A 17729-nucleotide genomic window follows, 5' to 3' on the forward strand; every position below is an offset into this window, starting at 1 on the left:
ATATGGATTATTGACTTATTATGATTGATAATTTATTAAAAAATATTCTAATGAAAACTATACATTGGCACAACACATTCGGTTTTTAAATTTAATGTAATTTACATTTATAACCATATTTATAGGCATTATATCCCATAAAGCAGCAATTAATACATGTATGTTTTTTGTTGTGGTTGAAAATCATTTAAAATTAGAATCTTTTTATAAATTTCAACTTTAATAACTAACCATTACAAGATTTAAACAATTAATTAAATCAACAAACAAAATAAATTTAGTATATATGAAATCAAACATTTTTGTATTCACATTTTTACTCTTTTCATTTTTTGGATTTGCTCAAAATTATGAGTTATCCGGAAAAGTTGTAGATTCAAAAACAGGTGAAGTACTTTTAGGAGTTAATATTATTAATTCTGAAACTAAGAATGGAGTTACCACAGATTTTGACGGTAACTTTAAAATTTCTAACAATCCTGCTGGTTCAACAGTAACCTTTAGGTATTTAGGGTACAATGATTTTAAAAAGGTCATAACTACTTCTGAAGTAGTAACTATTTCATTAATAGAAAATGTTGAAGCTCTTAAAGATATTGTATTAATTGGATACAGTACCAAAGACAAAAAAGATGTAACAGGTTCTATTTCAGTAGTATCAAGCAAAACAATTGAAGATTTAAGACCTATTAAAGCAGAACAAGCTTTACAAGGTACAGTTTCAGGGGTATATGTTTCATCTGGTTCAGGTGCTCCCGGTGCAGGTCTAAACATTCGAATAAGAGGTATAGCCTCTAACGGTGATAATGGACCTTTAGTGTTAATTGATGGTTATCAAGGAAATATGGATTTATTAAATCCATCAGATATCGAATCATATACCATCTTAAAAGATGCTCAAGCTGCAGTTTATGGTGCTAAAGGTGCCAATGGAGTTATTTTAGTAACAACTAAACAAGGTAAAAAAAATACAAAGACGCAATTCTCATTTAACACTTATACTGGTTTTCAAGAGACTACTAGAAAATTAGACTTACTAAATGCACAAGAATATGCTTTGTTGTTAAATGAAAGTTATGCAAATGCGGGTTTAACCCTTCCTTATTCATCAGTGGCAGGAATTGGTAAAGGAACTAATTGGCAAGATGAAGTTTTTGAAAAAGCTCCAATCATTAATAATGATATTGCTGTTTCTGGTGGTTCTGAAACAATTACTTATAGTTTTAGTGCTTCAAAATTAAAACAAGATGGTATTGTAGGACTTGAAAAATCAGGTTTTGATAGAGGTACTGCCAGAATATCGGTTGGTGTAGATATCAATGATAAAATGAAATTAAAAACTAATTTAATTTACACAGATTTCAATCGTCAAGGTTTAAATGAAGGTGGTTTAGGTTCTGTTTTATTTAATGCTATAAATACTCCTTCCACTTTATCTCCATACGATGCTAACGGTAATTTTACCTTAGTTCCAGATACACCAGGTTTTGGAAATGAAGTAATCAACCCTTTAGCACAAATTAACAATACGTACAACAGTTATAATTTAGAAAAATTAAACGGTTCTATAAGTCTTGATTATCAGGTTTATAAAGATTTGAAACTGACAACAAGATACGGTTTTGAAAGAGGAAACAGTGTTGGAAAATCTTTCAGTATGTTGGTTAATTACGGACAAGGTAAGGTATTTAACAATGTAGATAGAAGTACAGTTTCTCAAAATACTCAAAAATTCAATAACTATACTTTTGATGCATTTGCTGAATACGAAAAAAGACTTTTTGAAGATCATAAATTGAAAGTATCATTAGGAGGAACTCTATACGAAGAAAATGCTGAAGGTTTATTTGCTACAGGTTATGATGTTCCTTACAACTCTTGGAATTTTGCTGATATTGCATTAGCAACTGGTGCACCTCCAGAAGGTGTTTTAACTGTGGGTTCCTATAAAGCAACTCCTTACAAAAGACCTTCACTTTTTGGAAATATAGATTATGATTATAAAGGGAAATACTTACTTTCTTTAATATTAAGAAGAGATCAATCTTCAAGATTTGGACCTGATAATAGTGTAGCGTTTTTTAAATCTGTTTTAGGAGGTTGGATTATTTCTGATGAGGAATTTTTTAATAAAGAAAGTAAAGTTAATTTCTTAAAATTAAGAGGTAGTTACGGAACTTTAGGAAATGATGCCATAGGAAATGATAGATTCAGATCTGTCTTATCAGGTGAAGCTACCTATGTTTTTGATAACACTTTAGTTAATGGTGTAGCAATTGGTGTTTTACCTAATACGGCCGTTAAATGGGAATCAGATACAAAATTAGATGTAGGTATTGATGCAAAAATGTTCAATAGTAAATTGGAAATCACAGCGGACTATTTTAACAATACTAGAAACGATTTGTTAATTTCCGGAACTCCAATTTCTGGAATAAATGGTGGAAATGCTCCTGGGTCAGGAACTCCAACTATTAATGCTGGTACAGTTAAAAACTCGGGTTTTGAATTAGAATTAAATTATAAAAACAATATAAAAGAATTCAATTATAGTTTAGGCTTCAATATAACAACCATCAATAATAAAGTTACAGAAGTTAAAAATTCTACTGGTTTCATTGAAGGTGGTGCATTTGGTGTTGGACAATTAGCTCCAACTCGTATGGAAGTGGGACAAACTATGGGCGTATTTTATGGATATCAAACAGATGGAATTTTTCAAAATCAAGCCGAAGTAAACGCACATCCTTCTCAAGAAGCTTTAGGTGCCGTAGCTGTTCCTGGTGATATTCGTTTTAAGGATGTGAATGGCGATGGTAAAATCGATGTTGATGATAGAACTTACATTGGTGATCCAATCGCAGATTATACGTTGGGTTTCAACCTGAATTTAAATTATAAAAACTTTGATTTTGTAGCTTATTCTTATGCTTCTGTGGGTAACGAAATGATTCGTAATTACGAAAGAACAGAAAATAAATTAAATAAACTTAATTATGTTTTAGGAAGATGGACAGGAGAAGGAACTAGTAACGAAGTACCAAGAGTAACTGCAGGTCCTTCAGCAAATAATTTGTTTTCAGATTATTTTGTAGAAGATGCTTCGTTCTTAAGAATCCAAAACATTCAAATTGGATACTCTTTACCATTAAAATATATTAAAACTATTGGCTTATCAAAAGTAAGATTATATGCATCAGCTAATAATGTTTATACCTTTACAAATTACAAAGGTTATGACCCAGCTGCAAATAGTGGTGATCCAATTAGTGGTGGTATTGATTACGGATTTTATCCAACACCAAGAACGTATATGTTAGGTTTAAATGTTAATTTTTAAAATTAAAAGAAAATGAAAAAATATAGTATTATAACATTTTTAATAGTGCTAGTACTTACCACTGTTACTATTTCTTGTTCAGATGAGTTTGTAAATGAAAACCCACCTTATTCTATTGATTCTGAGAATTTTTTCAACTCAGAAGATGATTATAACCGAGCGTTAATTGCGGCTTACGATTTGTTGCAATCCTCATACGTAAATGTAATGTTAGGCGAAATTGCATCAGATAATACTTTGTCTGGTGGTGAAAGCGCTAACGATGTAATCGGATTTCAACAAGTAGATGAAATGATTCATACTCCTGTAAATTCTAATTTAAAAGATATTTGGAATTGGATGTTTGCTGGTGTTAACAGAGCAAGTTATATTCTTGAATTTAAAGATAAAACCGATTTTCCTAACAAAAATCAAGTTATCGCTGAAGCAAGATTTTTAAAGGCTTATTATAACTTTGAGTTAGTTAAATGGTTTGGTCCTATTCCAATTAAAAATGATGAACGTTTTAAAATTGGTGATGAACAATCAATTCCGCGTTCATCTGTAGCAGACGTTTATGCTTCAATTGAAGCTGACTTGCAGTTTGCAGTAGCTAATTTAAGTCCAATGCCTTCACAAGCAGGTAGAGCAACTAAAGGTGCAGCTCAAGCCTTATTAGGTAAAGCTTATCTATATCAAAATAAATTTGTACCAGCTTCTTTGGTTTTTGAAGATTTAATATTAGATGCTAATTATTCTTTAGTTTCAAACTACAATACTATTTTTGAAAACAGTGGAGAAAATGGTCCAGAATCGGTTTTTGAAGTACAATATACTGATGCAGAAGGTGCTGGTTTTGGTTGTCTTCAATGTAGTGAAGGAAATGTAGCAGTTGGTTTCAACGGAATTCGTAACTATTCAGGTCCTTTTTTCGATTCTGGTTTTAGTTTCAATGTACCTACTCAAGCTGTTTATAACTCGTTTGAGGCAGGAGATAACCGAAGAGATGTTGCCATCCTAAATATCGTAACTTGGGCAGCTGCAAATAATGCAACTTATGGAACTGGATATAAGCATACAGGTTTTTACAATAGAAAATACATTGCTAGACAAGGAGATTCAAATATTGGAGATCAAAACCTTACCAACCCAAACAATTACAGAGCTATTCGTTATGCTGATGTGTTGTTAATGGCTGCTGAAGCATACAATAGAGGTGGAATCAATGATGAAAAAGCAAGAACTTACTTAAACTTGGTGCGAAGAAGAGCTTTTGGAGATTTAAACCACGATGTTAATGCTTCTGGTCCTGCATTAACGGATTTCATTTTGGCTGAACGTAACTTTGAGTTAGTTGGAGAAGGACATCGTTTCTTTGATTTGGTTAGAACAGGTCAAGCTGCATCAAAAATTCCTGGTTTTATTGAAGGTAAACATAATTTATTTCCTGTTCCATTTGAAGAAATTCAATTTTCTAATGGAAACTGGCAACAAAACCCTAATTATTAAAAAAAATCGCAAAAAATGAAAAAAATAGTTTATCTAGTACTTATATCCATCTTTTTTGGATGTACTTCAGAAAATGATTTGATAAATATTGAAGGCCTTCAAGCGCCAACAAATTTATCAGCATTATTTACAATTAAACAAGACAATTCAGGGCTTGTAACAATAACTCCCAAAGGTGAGGGTTTGACTCAATTGGAAGTTTTTTATGGAGACGCTTCCAATGAAAGTACTACTATTAGTCCAGGTCAATCAGCTACTCATGTTTATACAGAAGGTACTTTTCCTGTAAAAATTGTTGGAATGGCTATCAACGGTGAAAAGTCAGAAATTACTGAAATGCTTACCGTTTCTTTTTTACAACCTACAAATTTACAAGTTACTATTAATCCTGTAGCTGGTAATAATCAAGCTATAAGTGTTAGTGCAACGGCTGATTTAGAAACGTATTTTCAAGTATATTTTGGTGAAGATCCTGCACAATTACCTATAGATTTTAATGAAGGTGATGAAGTTACACACAGTTACGCTGCGGTTGGGACTTATGATGTAAAAGTTGTTGCTTTAAGTGGTGGTGCAGCTTTTGCAGAAACTACACAAACAATTACAATTACTAATCCTGTATTATTACCATTAGATTTTGAATCTTCCACTTTAAATTACGCTTTTGTTAATTTTGGTGGTGCATCAACATCAGTCATCAATAATCCGGATGTGTCAGCTGCAAACGGAAGTTCAAAAGTAGCTAATTTAGTTAAAGGAAATGGTTCAGAAGTTTGGGCTGGTTCTTTCATTGAATTAGGTGAGCCTATCGATTTTACAACGCTTCAAAAAATTAAAATAAAATCTTGGTCACCTGCTGCAGGAAAAACAATCAGAATGAAGTTAGAAAATAGTGCTAACGCTAATGTCTTTTTAGAGGTTGACGCTACAACAACTGTGGCAAACGCTTGGGAAGAATTAATTTTTGATTTCACCGGAGTTGTTTCGGCAAACAATTATCAAAAAGTAGTATTATTTTACGATTTTGGTAATGCAGGAACAGGAAGTAATTATTACTATGATGATGTTCAACTAACAAGTGGAGCACCTATTTTACAATTACCATTAAATTTTGAATCTACTGTATTGACTTATTCTTTTACTAATTTTGGTGGAGCAAATAGTTCAAAAGTTACCAATCCTAATAATGGTGGAATTAACACTTCTTCTAATGTAGGGCAATTGGTTAAAGGAAATGGTTCAGAGGTTTGGGCAGGTTCATTTCTTGAACTTGGCGCACCAATTAACTTTGCTACTATGCAAAAAATCAAAATGAAAGTTTGGTCACCTCAAGCTGGTATAACTGTTAAAATGAAATTGGAAAATTTAGCTAATTCAAACATCAATATAGAAAGAGATGCTACAGTTACATTGGCAAATGGTTGGCAAGAAATAACTTTTGATTTTACAGGTATTGATAATGCAAGTAATTTTCAAAGACTAGTAGTTTTCTTCGATTTTGGAAATGGAGGAACTGGAGCATCATATTATTTTGATGATATAATCCAATCTAATTAAAAAATAGAGTTAAGAAATCACAATTAAAAACAATTTTACTTCAGTAAATTCTGTCTCGAAATTGATTTCAAATGACCTTAAAAATAATAAAAAGTTACATATGAAAAATATTAAAAGTTTACTAACAGTCTTAGCAATTATATTTGCTTTAAATAGTTGTCAATCTGATTTAGAAACATTTGGTGATATAAAATCACCTTTAAATGTACAAATCAATTACACCATACAAGGTGTTACAACAGCATTGCCTAATGGTGATGGATCGGGAAAAGTAGATTTTGTAGCTACTGCAGATAATGCTATATCTTATAAATTTATTTTTAGTGATGGTACCGAATCTACTGTTCCAAGCGGTACTGTAACAAAGCGTTTTGCAACTCCAGGAATAAATAACTACACAGTTACTGTTATCGCATCAGGTACAGCAGGTGTATCTTCTACAGCAACTATCAACTTAGATGTTTTTAGTTTGTTTGAAGATAACGAAGCTGTTAATTTTTTAACTGGTGGTTCAACTAAAACATGGTATTGGGCAGCAGCTGAACCGGGACATTTGGGAGTTGGTCAAAATGATAATAATGAATTATTAAATTATTACGCTAACTATTATCAAGCATCACCTTTTGAAAAAGCAGCTTCATCTGAAAGTAGTTGTTTATATGATAATGAATTAATTTTTTCATTGGTTGGTAATCAATTGAAATATGAATTAGATAACGGAGGCAGTACCTTTTTTAATGCTGATTTTCAATCGGTAGTAGGTGGAACCGCAGGTTATGATTTTTGTTATCCATACGACACTTCTGGTCAAAAAACAGTGATACTAAGTCCATCCGAATCTGTAGTAGCTGCTAATAATGTGCCGGGTCAAACTAGAGGAACTATGTTGAATTTCTCTGACAATGGATTTATGGGATATTACATAGGTCAATCTTCTTATGAAATTTTATCAATTACGGACAACAGAATGGTTGTAAGAGCTGTAATGGGAGGAAACCCTGCCTTAGCGTGGTACCATATTTTTTCAACTTCGCCACCAGTTCAAAATCCTGCTGTAGATTACACTAACTTAGTTTGGTCTGATGAATTTGATGTAGATGGTCCACCAGATGCAACTAAATGGGGTTATGATTTAGGTGCAGGTGGTTGGGGAAACCAAGAAGTTCAAACTTATACGAACAATGCAACTAACGCATCAGTTTCAGCTGGAACTTTAAAAATAAATTTAATTAAATCAGGTTCTGAATATACTTCAGCAAGATTAAAATCTGAAAATAAATTTGAATTTACTTACGGAAAAGTAGAAGTTCGTGCAAAACTTCCTGTTGGAGGTGGAACTTGGCCAGCCATTTGGATGTTAGGCGAAAATTATGCAACAAACACATGGCCTGCTTGTGGTGAAATTGATATAATGGAGCACAAAGGTAACGAACCTAATGTAATTCATGGTACGCTACATTATCCAGGAGTTTCACCAGGTGGAGGAAATACTGCAACAACAACCATTTCAAATGCCAGTTCTGAATTTCATATTTATTCGGCAATTTGGAGTCCAACTTCGGTACAAATTTTTGTAGACGGTACTTTATATCATTCAGTTGCAAATAATAATTCATTGCCTTTTAATAGTGATTTCTTTTTAATTTTAAATGTAGCTATGGGAGGAACATTTGGAGGAGCAATAGATCCTGCATTTACTCAGTCTAATATGGAAATAGATTACGTGAGAGTTTACCAATAGTATCATTAATTATATTTATTAATAACGATTCCATATTTTTTACAGTATGGAATCGTTCTTTTTCAAACTCAACTCAATGAGAAAATTACATTATTACATTTTTATCACATTTTTATTTTTGCTTCTAATTAATTGTTCTACGGTTAATACTATGTCAACCACTACAAATTCTTCTATTGAATTTAAAGTTGATTCATTACTAAAATTAATGACAATTGAAGAAAAAATAGGACAGTTAAATCAGTACAATGGATTTTGGAATGCTACTGGACCATCTCCAATTGAAGGAAAGGCAGCAAAAAAACACCAACATCTAAAAAATGGTTGGGTAGGAGCCATGTTAAATGTAAAAGGGGTAAAAGAAGTTAAGGCACTACAAAAAATTGCAGTGGAACAAACTCGTTTAGGAATTCCACTTTTGTTTGGTTTTGATGTAATTCATGGACATAAAACAATTAGTCCAATTCCTTTGGCAGAAGCTGCTAGTTGGGATTTAGAAGCAATTAAAAATTCTGCTCAAATGGCTGCTGAAGAAGCTGCCGCAGAAGGTATCAACTGGACATTTGCACCCATGGTTGATGTCACTAGAGATGCGCGTTGGGGTAGAGTTATGGAAGGTGCAGGTGAAGATCCTTTTTTGGGAAGTAAAATTGCATATGCCAGAGTTAAAGGTTTTCAAGGTGATGATTTATCCTCAGAAAAAACAATTGCAGCTTGTGCTAAACATTTTGCTGGTTATGGATTTGCTGAAGCTGGTAGAGATTATAATACTGTAGATACAAATAACGAAACTCTAGAAAATATAATTTTTCCACCTTTTAAAGCTACTATTGAAGCTGATGTAAAAACTTTTATGAATTCTTTTAACGAGTTAAATGCAATTCCAGCAACGGGTAATAAATATTTACAAAGAAATGTTTTAAAAGGAAAATGGAATTTTAAAGGCTTTGTAGTTTCAGATTGGGGTTCTATTAGTGAAATGATAAATCATGGTTATGCTAAAGATAGTAAACATGCAGCGGAAATAGCCATAAATGCTGGTTCTGATATGGATATGGAATCTTATGCTTATGTCGATTACTTGAAAGAGTTGGTAGCTGAAAAAAAAGTAGATATCAAAAAAATTGATGAAGCTGTAAAAAGAGTTTTAACCGTAAAATATGAACTAGGTTTATTTGATGATCCATATAAATATTGCAATGAACAGAGAGAACTTGAAACTGTAGGAAAAAAAGAATTTCTTGAGGGAGTTTTAGATATGGCTAAGAAATCAATTGTATTGTTAAAAAACGATAATCAATTATTACCTCTAAAAAAATCTGGATTATCCATCGGTTTAATTGGTGATTTAGCTGATGACAAAACGAGTCCGTTAGGAAGTTGGAGACTTGCAGCTGAAGAAAATTCGGCCGTTTCTGTTTTAGAAGGTATGAATAAATATACTTTAAATAAAGTACAATTTTCAAGAGGTGTAAAACTAACCACTGGAGAAACAGATTTTATTTTTGAAACACCAATTAATACATCTGACAGAACAGGAATAAATGAAGCGGTTGATTTAGCTAAAAATGTAGAAGTTGTTATTATGGTTTTAGGAGAACACGGTTTGCAATCTGGTGAAGGTAGAAGCAGAACTGAAATAGGATTACCAGGTTTACAACAAGAAATGTTAGAAGAAGTATACAAGGTAAATAAAAATATAGTTTTAGTTCTTGCTAACGGAAGACCTCTAGCTATTCCATGGGCTGCAAAACATATTCCAGCTATTGTGGAGTCTTGGCAATTGGGCACGCAAAGCGGAAATGCAATTGCTCAAGTATTGTATGGAGATTATAATCCAAGTGGAAAATTACCAATGTCTTTTCCAAGAAGTTCTAGCCAAACTCCTGTATACTATAATCATAAAAATACAGGAAGACCGATTAGTAGTGAACCCAATAGCGTTTTTTGGTCGCACTATATTGACGAAAAAAATGACGCTTTATTCCCTTTTGGTTACGGTTTGAGTTATACAAATTTTGAATATTCTAATTTTAAATTAGATAAAAATTCTTTTTCTAATGAGGGTTCAATTAAAGCTTCTGTTACTTTAACCAATAAAGGTAATTTTGAAGGAAAAGAAGTGGTTCAATTGTATATAAGAGATTTAATTGGAAGTTATACAAGACCTGTAAAAGAATTGAAAGACTTTAAAATGATTACTTTAAAACCAAATGAAACCACAACAGTTGAATTTGAAATTAATAAAAAAACAATAGAATTTTACACAGCAAATGGTCGGTTTGGAGCAGAATCAGGAGATTTTCATCTTTTTGTTGGAGGAAGTTCAGCAACTCAAATGAAATTAGATTTCACTTATAATTAGTTCGTAAATAACATGTATTTTATATTCAGCAAAAGATTGTTTAAGTAAAGAATCTAATATTAAAAAAAAATAAAATGATAAAAAAAATAAAAACTATCCTAATGTATTTCCTTTTCACTAACATTTGTTTGGCTCAAATTGACGTTGTTTATAACGATTTAGTTTGGTCTGATGAATTTAATGATAATGGAGCGGTAAACAGTACCAATTGGTTTCATCAAACTCAAATTCCAGCTGGTGGAAGTTGGTTCAATGGCGAAGTACAACATTACACTAATGAATTAACAAACTCTTTTGTAAGTAATGGAAATCTAAATATTGTTGCCAAAAAAGAACCTTATACCAGTCAAGGTATTACAAAACAATACACATCAGCTCGTTTAAATTCAAAATTTTCTTTTAAATACGGAAGAGTTGATATTAGAGCAAAAGCTCCAAATGGGCAAGGCACCTGGCCTGCTTTATGGTTGTTAGGTAAAAACATCAATGAAGATGGCGGATTTTTTGATGCAGCGTTTGGAACCACAAATTGGCCTGCTTGTGGTGAAATTGATATCATGGAACACGGAATTTTTCCAAATCAGCCTTTAAATTATGTGGGTTCAGCTATTCACACTACTTCATCTTCAGGAAATACAGTAAATAAAGGAGGAATTCAAGCAAGTGACATTCAAAATAATTATCATGTTTATTCCATGAACTGGTCGCCTAATCAAATTACTTTTTTATTGGATGGTGTTATTTATTACACCTATAACCCTTCTGTTAAAAACGCAGCTACTTGGCCATTTGATGCAGAACAATATTTATTATTAAATGTGGCTATGGGTGGTTTTGCAGGAACTATTCCTTCTAACTTTACAGAAACTTCAATGGTTATTGATTATGTAAGGGTTTATCAAAACACAGTGGTTGATACAGAAGCTCCAACCAGTTTCACAGCTAATTTAGGAACAATTTCAGGCTCTTCTGTTGAATTGTTATTAAATGGGAACGATAACTCAGGAACAGTTTCATACAACATAACTTATAACGGAACTACAATTAACACTTTTAGTCCATCAGGAGTCCAAAAATCAATTGTAATTCCCAATTTAGTTCCTAATACGACTTATACTTTTACAGTAACAGCAACTGATGCAACAGGAAACGCAGCAGTGAATAACCCAATTGTATTAAATGCAACAACAACAGCTGTTTTAGGTTGTAATGGCACCGATTCTATTGCGCAACAAGGGGCATTTTCGATAGGTTATAGTTATGATTTTGAAACCATTGGAAATAGTGTAAAAATTACTTTTGAATTATTAGATACTGATAAAGTAGGGGTTGTGGGCATATTATGGCAACAAAGTCCATTTACAGAAACTACAATGACTAATGTTAGCGGAAACATTTTTACGAGTACAGTTACTAATTTAACAGCAGGACAAACAATTAGCTATGCGGTCAAATTTGCTTACGCTGGCGGATTATCAGTAACAAAATATTTTAACTATGTTGTAGGTAATGATTGTTCTTTAGGAGTCAATCAATTTTCAAATTTAGATGATGTGACTTATTTAAATCCAGTTTCAGATTATTTATATTTTAATACAAATCAAAAAATAAATAAAATTGAAATTTATAATTTATCAGGAAGTTCCATTTTAAATCTTTCGTCAGAAACTAATGTTTTTGATCTTAGAAAACTTTTAAGTGGAATTTATTTAGTAAACATTTACTCAGAAAATGAACAGAAACTAATTAAGATTATTAAAAACTAATTTCATACAGAATAGTAGTAACTATAATCGATTTTTCTTACTAATTATGTACCTTTTTCATCTAAAAGGTGCATAATTGGTATTATTTTTAACAAAATTTTTAAATATATTTGGTTTTTAAAAACAAAATGTATTACATTTGACCCATAAACGATTAATATTCTTTAGCCTATAAAGCAACAATACTTTTTTTAGATTTTTTTTAACCCCAAAACTAAAAGGTATTATTATGGCTATTAATCAAACTCCTGACGCATTATTAGTGCAGCAATACATTGAAGGAAATGAAGCTGCTTTATCTACTTTAATAGAAAGACATCAATCACGAATTTTTGGATTTATTTATTCAAAACTTAATGATAGAGATCTTGCTGACGACATTTTTCAAGACACTTTTATTAAAGTAATCAAAACTCTAAAAACTAAGTCATACAATGAAGAAGGTAAATTTTTGCCTTGGGTGATGAGAATTGCTCATAACTTAATCATAGACCATTATCGTAAAGATAAAAAAATGCCTATGAATCGTGAAACTGAAACGTATTCTATTTTCGAATTTATTAAAGACTCTTCTTCAAATATAGAAGGTCAAATGATTACAGAACAAGTTGAAAACGATCTTAAAAGAATGATTTTAGAGCTTCCTGATGATCAAAAAGAAGTTTTGGTAATGCGTATGTATGAAGACTTAAGTTTTAAGGAAATTTCAGAAAAAACAGGTGTAAGTATTAATACGGCATTAGGTAGAATGCGTTATGCAATTATGAATTTGAGAAAAGTTATGGAGAAAAATCAAATAATTTTAACAAATTAAACAATATTAAAAATAGTTTGTCGTTTTAATAAAAACAAAACAATTTTTTTATGGCAAAACTATACTCTAAGAAAAAATTAGCAGCTACAAAAATGTTACCAAAAAAAGAAACAGTTAAATTTATTTTGAGTTATTCCGCAGCTTTAAATGTTGTCAAAGTAGGGAAGCAAAATTTTGAATTAATTGCTAATTAAATAAAAATCCTGATAGAAACTATCAGGATTTTTTTATTTTCAAACAAGTTCATAATCATAATAATTTTTAATTGATTTAAAGGAAATTACCCAAGCTCACTACAAAGTTTAAAAATGATTACAATAAAAACTTGGTTTAAAGTTGTGATGCCAAAATTAGAAATTACTTCAATTTCTTATTATATTCATTAATAACGCTTTTTCTTCCAATGGTTTTGGTAATAATGTCTTTTTCTAAATCCCAACCACGAGCTTGAGAATATTCTCTTCCATACCAGATAATTTGTAAGTGTAAATCATTCCACAATTCTTTCGGAAAAATAGCTTTTGCATCTTTTTCAGTTTGAACCACATTTTTTCCGTTGGTCAAATTCCATCGATACATCAAGCGATGAATATGGGTATCTACAGGAAAAGCAGGAACTCCAAACGCTTGACTCATCACAACACTAGCGGTTTTGTGACCAACTGCAGGCAATGTTTCTAATGCTTCAAAACTTTGTGGTACTTCTCCATTATATTTGTCAATCAAAATATGCGATAAACCATGAATTCCTTTCGATTTCATTGGCGACAAACCACACGGTCGAATAATTTCTTTAATTTCTTCCACACTCATTTTTATCATATCGTACGGATTATCAGCTTTAGCAAATAATATTGGCGTAATCTGATTAACACGTACATCGGTACATTGAGCAGACAACAAAACAGCCACTAAAAGTGTATAAGGATCTTTATGGTCTAACGGAATCGGAATTTCAGGATATAAGTCATTTAACGTATTTATAACAAAAGTTGCTCGCTCTTTCTTAGTCATTTTTGTATTTTTGAAGAGTAAAATTAAGCAATTTCAATGGTAATTACAATTTCAAAAATCAATCTAATGTTTTAATATTATTTTTTATTTGAGCCTAATCCAGCTATACGTTGCAAGTTTTTGCAAAAAACACTTTTTTTGTAAGTCGTAAAAAGAGCTTCTTAGGTCGCTTTTTTACAACAACAAAAAATAGCATTCTTTCACAAAAAGCTTTTCACTACTATCTGGGGCAAACTATAAACCATTAACTACAAACCATAAATATAATAAATATGACAACACTAAAACAAGGAGACAAAGCACCCAATTTTTCAGGATTAGACCAAGATGGAAAATCACATACATTAGCAGATTACAAAGGAAAAAAATTAGTAGTTTTCTTTTATCCAAAAGCAAGCACACCTGGTTGTACTGCTGAAGCTTGTGATTTGCGTGACAATTTTAATAAATTTGAAGCTCAAAACTATGCTTTGTTAGGAGTAAGTGCCGATAGTGCAAAAGCTCAAGCCAAATTTATTGAAAAATACGATTTACCATTTCCATTATTGGCAGATGAAGATAAAAGTGTCATCAATGCTTTTGGAGTTTGGGGTCCAAAAAAATTCATGGGAAAAGAATACGATGGCATTCACAGAACCACTTTTATAATTAATGAAGACGGAATTATTGATGATGTAATTGACAAAGTGAAAACCAAAGAACATGCGGTTCAAATTTTGGGGTAACAGGTAAAAAAAAATCCTCATTTTTATAAAGTGAGGATTTTTAATTCAGTTTTTATTTTCTATATTCACAATGATCTAAAAAACCAAATAAGTTATCTTTTTTGATTAATTCAGGAACACCTTCAGGAACACAACTTTCCCAGCCTTCTTCATTATCGCATATTTTTCGTAAAACTTCTCTTGAAAATATTTTAAGATTTTCTTTATCAAAAACTTCTATATCTACTACCTTTCCATTATAAGCAAAGAATTTATATAATTCTTTCATTCTAGGATGTACTTTTAAGTTTTGAGAGTTAATAATTTCGCCATTTTCACCTTCCATTGGATATAAATATACTTTTAAATCTCTGTAAAAAAGTTTTCCAAAAGCTTCTAATATTCCACCACTCAAATGGCGGTAATATTTTTCATCAAATATATCTACTAAATTATTCACACCCATTGCCAATCCCATTCGTGCTTTAGTAAAAGTGGAAAAATATTCAACAACTTTATAATATTCCTGAAAATTGGAAATCATTACCGTTTGTCCAAGGGAACAAAGTAATTCGGCTCTATCCATAAAGTCACGCTCGTCAATTTCACCTTCAGAACGTAAATTTGAAAGTGTAATTTCAAAAATTACGTAAGTATTGTCCTTATCAACCTTATTTTCTTCTATGAACATTTCATACGAACGATGAAACATGTCCATATTAACCTTTGTTACAGGTCTAAAACTACCTCTAAGCGCAAGAATATTCTTTTTGTATAATTGTGCAGCTGGTAATATGTTTTTTCCTTCAGGATTAAACATTACGGCATCCGTCATACCATTTTTTACCAGTTGAAGACTCATCAATCGATTGTCGACATCTTCAAAAACAGGTCCAGAAAAGTTAATAGAATCAATTTCAATTTGATCCTTATCTAAATGATCGTATAAATAACGCAATAATTTTTTTGGATCGTTGTATTTGTAATAAGCACCATAAATTAAATTTACTCCTAAAGTTCCTAAAGTTTCTTGCTGTAAACGAGCATCAGTTTCTTTAAAACGAATATGTAAAATAATTTCGTTATACCCTTCATTGGCATCCAATTGATAATTAATTCCTACCCAACCATGCCCTTTGAATTTTTTTGCAAAATCAATAGTAGCTACAGTATTGGCGTAACTAAAAAACATTTTATTTGGATGATTTTCTCTTTTTAAACGTTGCTCTATAAGTTTAGTTTCATGAGCCAACATTTTACGCAACCTGCTTTCAGTAACATATCTGCCATCATCTTCATCTCCATAAATAGCATCACTAAAGTCTTTGTCGTAAGCAGACATTGCCTTTGCAATAGTTCCTGATGAACCACCAGCTCTAAAAAAATGACGAACAGTTTCTTGTCCAGCACCTATTTCTGCAAAAGTTCCATAAATGTTTTCATTTAGGTTGATGCGTAAGGCTTTATCCTTTAATGAAGGTACTTGTTCAATGACTTTGTCACCTCTTAATTTAATTTCTGTCAAAACAATTTTTTTTTATGATATAACGTTAAAACAAAGGTAATTATTTTATGACTTTTTTTAGCTATTTTTGTATAAATATAACATTTTGAAAATACACTTTTTAGGAACAGGAACTTCACAAGGCATACCCGTAATAGGTAGTAATCATTCTGTGTGTTTAAGTAATGATTTAAAAGACAAACGATTACGTGTTTCTGTATGGATTGAAGATATTGATTTTTCGGTAATTATTGATTGTGGACCAGATTTTAGACAACAGATGCTAACTTCAAAATGCAGTCAAATTGATGCTATAATGTTTACTCATGAACATGCAGATCATACTGCTGGCTTGGATGATATTCGTCCCTTTTTCTTTAAACAAGGAAATATTCCGGTGTATGCACATCAAAGAGTTTTAGATAATTTGACTAAAAGATTTGATTATATTTTTCAAAACGAAAATAAATATCCTGGAGCACCTTCTGTAAATGTTTTTTCAGTTGTGCCAAATCAACCTTTTTCAGTTCAATCAAAAACAATAATTCCTATAAATGCCATGCATGGAAATTTACAAGTTTTTGGCTACAGAATTGATGATTTTGCTTATTTGACAGACATCAAAACTATAGAAGACCAAGAAATAGAAAAGCTAAAAGGACTTAAAGTTTTAGTAATTAATGCCTTAAGAGAAGAACCACACAATACACATTTTAATTTAAAAGAAGCTTTAGATTTTATACATTTGGTTCAACCAAAAAAGGCTTACCTAACTCACATTAGTCATTTGTTAGGTTTTCATGAAGAAGTTCAAAAAAAGCTTCCTGAAAACATTTATTTGGCTTACGATAATTTAGAGATTACAATATAAAACAAACATCAATTTTAAAAATAGAACTAATTACTTCAATAAATAAAAACTAAAAAAATGAAAAATACTTTTTTGTACATATTAATTTTTTCAATATTGATTAATATTTTTCAGTATGTCAATTCAAATAAAATTTTAGATGCTAAAGAAAAAGAACTTAAATTAGTTAGAACTAAAAATAAAGCCAATGATTCTTTATTGAATTTGGAAAAAGAATTTGATTTAAAAAACAACGAATATGCTCAAGAATATTTTTACAATAAAGGTTTAGATCATAATCAAATTATAACAAAAGTAACTGAAGATATTAATGAATTGAATACGGTTAAAGAAGGAAATCCTTTAGTGCCTTATGATAAAATTGATGGTAAGCCTTTTTTAATCAATAGAGTTAAATTTGTTAATCATCGTTGGGTTATTGGAGAGTTTTCTAATGGTAAAATTTGGGGTGAAGTAGTTTTGAAATACTTTATTGTTGATGATAAACCAACCGAATTTGAATTAATGGACACCGTTTTATTTGAAGCAACTCTTTAAACAAATGCAATTATTTTTACAATTACTA

At 31.1% G+C, this 17729-nt stretch carries 13 protein-coding genes; 11 read left to right on the forward strand and 2 right to left on the reverse strand.

Features of this window, described 5'->3' with window-relative positions:
- The first annotated feature begins 286 nt into the window (after positions 1 to 286).
- The 8 genes from ACTF56_RS01800 (at position 287) to ACTF56_RS01835 (ending at position 13265) form a co-directional block, all read left to right on the forward strand.
- The gene (locus tag ACTF56_RS01800) at positions 287 to 3340 is read left to right on the forward strand and encodes a SusC/RagA family TonB-linked outer membrane protein (protein ID WP_438965194.1); all 3054 of its coding nucleotides are present in this window, start codon (positions 287 to 289) and stop codon (positions 3338 to 3340) included.
- Between the two features lie 12 nt (positions 3341 to 3352).
- On the forward strand, positions 3353 to 4828 hold the full coding sequence (locus ACTF56_RS01805; protein WP_438965195.1) for a RagB/SusD family nutrient uptake outer membrane protein: 1476 nt from the start codon (positions 3353 to 3355) through the stop codon (positions 4826 to 4828).
- Positions 4829 to 4843: 15 nt separating this feature from the next.
- A complete protein-coding gene (locus tag ACTF56_RS01810) occupies positions 4844 to 6385 on the forward strand; it encodes a hypothetical protein (RefSeq protein ID WP_438965196.1) in 1542 nt (513 codons plus the stop codon).
- Between the two features lie 100 nt (positions 6386 to 6485).
- The gene (locus tag ACTF56_RS01815) at positions 6486 to 8126 is read left to right on the forward strand and encodes a family 16 glycosylhydrolase (protein ID WP_438965197.1); all 1641 of its coding nucleotides are present in this window, start codon (positions 6486 to 6488) and stop codon (positions 8124 to 8126) included.
- Between the two features lie 151 nt (positions 8127 to 8277).
- The gene (gene bglX / locus ACTF56_RS01820) at positions 8278 to 10491 is read left to right on the forward strand and encodes a beta-glucosidase BglX (RefSeq protein ID WP_438965198.1); all 2214 of its coding nucleotides are present in this window, start codon (positions 8278 to 8280) and stop codon (positions 10489 to 10491) included.
- A gap of 74 nt (positions 10492 to 10565) precedes the next feature.
- Complete coding sequence (locus ACTF56_RS01825; protein ID WP_438965199.1) at positions 10566 to 12257, forward strand: family 16 glycosylhydrolase; 1692 nt, start codon at positions 10566 to 10568, stop codon at positions 12255 to 12257.
- Between the two features lie 229 nt (positions 12258 to 12486).
- The gene (locus ACTF56_RS01830; RefSeq protein WP_438965200.1) at positions 12487 to 13071 is read left to right on the forward strand and encodes an RNA polymerase sigma factor; all 585 of its coding nucleotides are present in this window, start codon (positions 12487 to 12489) and stop codon (positions 13069 to 13071) included.
- Between the two features lie 50 nt (positions 13072 to 13121).
- Complete coding sequence (locus tag ACTF56_RS01835) at positions 13122 to 13265, forward strand: hypothetical protein (protein WP_438965201.1); 144 nt, start codon at positions 13122 to 13124, stop codon at positions 13263 to 13265.
- Between the two features lie 163 nt (positions 13266 to 13428).
- Here ACTF56_RS01835 and ACTF56_RS01840 read toward each other — a convergent pair whose 3' ends face one another.
- The gene (locus ACTF56_RS01840; protein ID WP_438965202.1) at positions 13429 to 14085 is read right to left on the reverse strand and encodes an endonuclease III domain-containing protein; all 657 of its coding nucleotides are present in this window, start codon (positions 14083 to 14085) and stop codon (positions 13429 to 13431) included.
- Between the two features lie 272 nt (positions 14086 to 14357).
- Between ACTF56_RS01840 and bcp the strand changes: the two genes are divergently transcribed.
- Complete coding sequence (gene bcp, locus ACTF56_RS01845; RefSeq protein ID WP_438965203.1) at positions 14358 to 14810, forward strand: thioredoxin-dependent thiol peroxidase; 453 nt, start codon at positions 14358 to 14360, stop codon at positions 14808 to 14810.
- Between the two features lie 52 nt (positions 14811 to 14862).
- Here the strand turns inward: bcp and ACTF56_RS01850 are convergent, their stop codons facing one another.
- On the reverse strand, positions 14863 to 16314 hold the full coding sequence (locus tag ACTF56_RS01850; RefSeq protein WP_438965204.1) for a TonB-dependent receptor: 1452 nt from the start codon (positions 16312 to 16314) through the stop codon (positions 14863 to 14865).
- A gap of 85 nt (positions 16315 to 16399) precedes the next feature.
- On the opposite strand from ACTF56_RS01850, the gene ACTF56_RS01855 reads away from it, so the two are divergent.
- Both ACTF56_RS01855 and ACTF56_RS01860 read left to right on the forward strand, forming a co-directional pair.
- Positions 16400 to 17164 (forward strand): MBL fold metallo-hydrolase, encoded by a 765-nt coding sequence (locus tag ACTF56_RS01855; RefSeq protein WP_438965205.1) that lies wholly within the window; start codon positions 16400 to 16402, stop codon positions 17162 to 17164.
- A 57-nt stretch (positions 17165 to 17221) separates the two neighbouring features.
- A complete protein-coding gene (locus ACTF56_RS01860) occupies positions 17222 to 17701 on the forward strand; it encodes a hydrolase (protein WP_438965206.1) in 480 nt (159 codons plus the stop codon).
- Positions 17702 to 17729: the final 28 nt, after the last annotated feature.

Source organism: Flavobacterium sp., from assembly GCF_965657075.1.
Lineage (GTDB): Bacteria > Bacteroidota > Bacteroidia > Flavobacteriales > Flavobacteriaceae > Flavobacterium.

Excerpts from the sequence above, each read along its gene's own strand:
- ACTF56_RS01800 (WP_438965194.1), top strand. The coding sequence starts at position 287 with ATGAAATCAAACATTTTTGTATTCACATTTTTACTCTTTTCATTTTTT.
- ACTF56_RS01805 (WP_438965195.1), top strand. The coding sequence starts at position 3,353 with ATGAAAAAATATAGTATTATAACATTTTTAATAGTGCTAGTACTTACC.
- ACTF56_RS01810 (WP_438965196.1), top strand. The coding sequence starts at position 4,844 with ATGAAAAAAATAGTTTATCTAGTACTTATATCCATCTTTTTTGGATGT.
- ACTF56_RS01815 (WP_438965197.1), top strand. The coding sequence starts at position 6,486 with ATGAAAAATATTAAAAGTTTACTAACAGTCTTAGCAATTATATTTGCT.
- bglX (WP_438965198.1), top strand. The coding sequence starts at position 8,278 with ATGTCAACCACTACAAATTCTTCTATTGAATTTAAAGTTGATTCATTA.
- ACTF56_RS01825 (WP_438965199.1), top strand. The coding sequence starts at position 10,566 with ATGATAAAAAAAATAAAAACTATCCTAATGTATTTCCTTTTCACTAAC.
- ACTF56_RS01830 (WP_438965200.1), top strand. The coding sequence starts at position 12,487 with ATGGCTATTAATCAAACTCCTGACGCATTATTAGTGCAGCAATACATT.
- ACTF56_RS01835 (WP_438965201.1), top strand. The coding sequence starts at position 13,122 with ATGGCAAAACTATACTCTAAGAAAAAATTAGCAGCTACAAAAATGTTA.
- ACTF56_RS01840 (WP_438965202.1), bottom strand. The coding sequence starts at position 14,085 with ATGACTAAGAAAGAGCGAGCAACTTTTGTTATAAATACGTTAAATGAC.
- bcp (WP_438965203.1), top strand. The coding sequence starts at position 14,358 with ATGACAACACTAAAACAAGGAGACAAAGCACCCAATTTTTCAGGATTA.
- ACTF56_RS01860 (WP_438965206.1), top strand. The coding sequence starts at position 17,222 with ATGAAAAATACTTTTTTGTACATATTAATTTTTTCAATATTGATTAAT.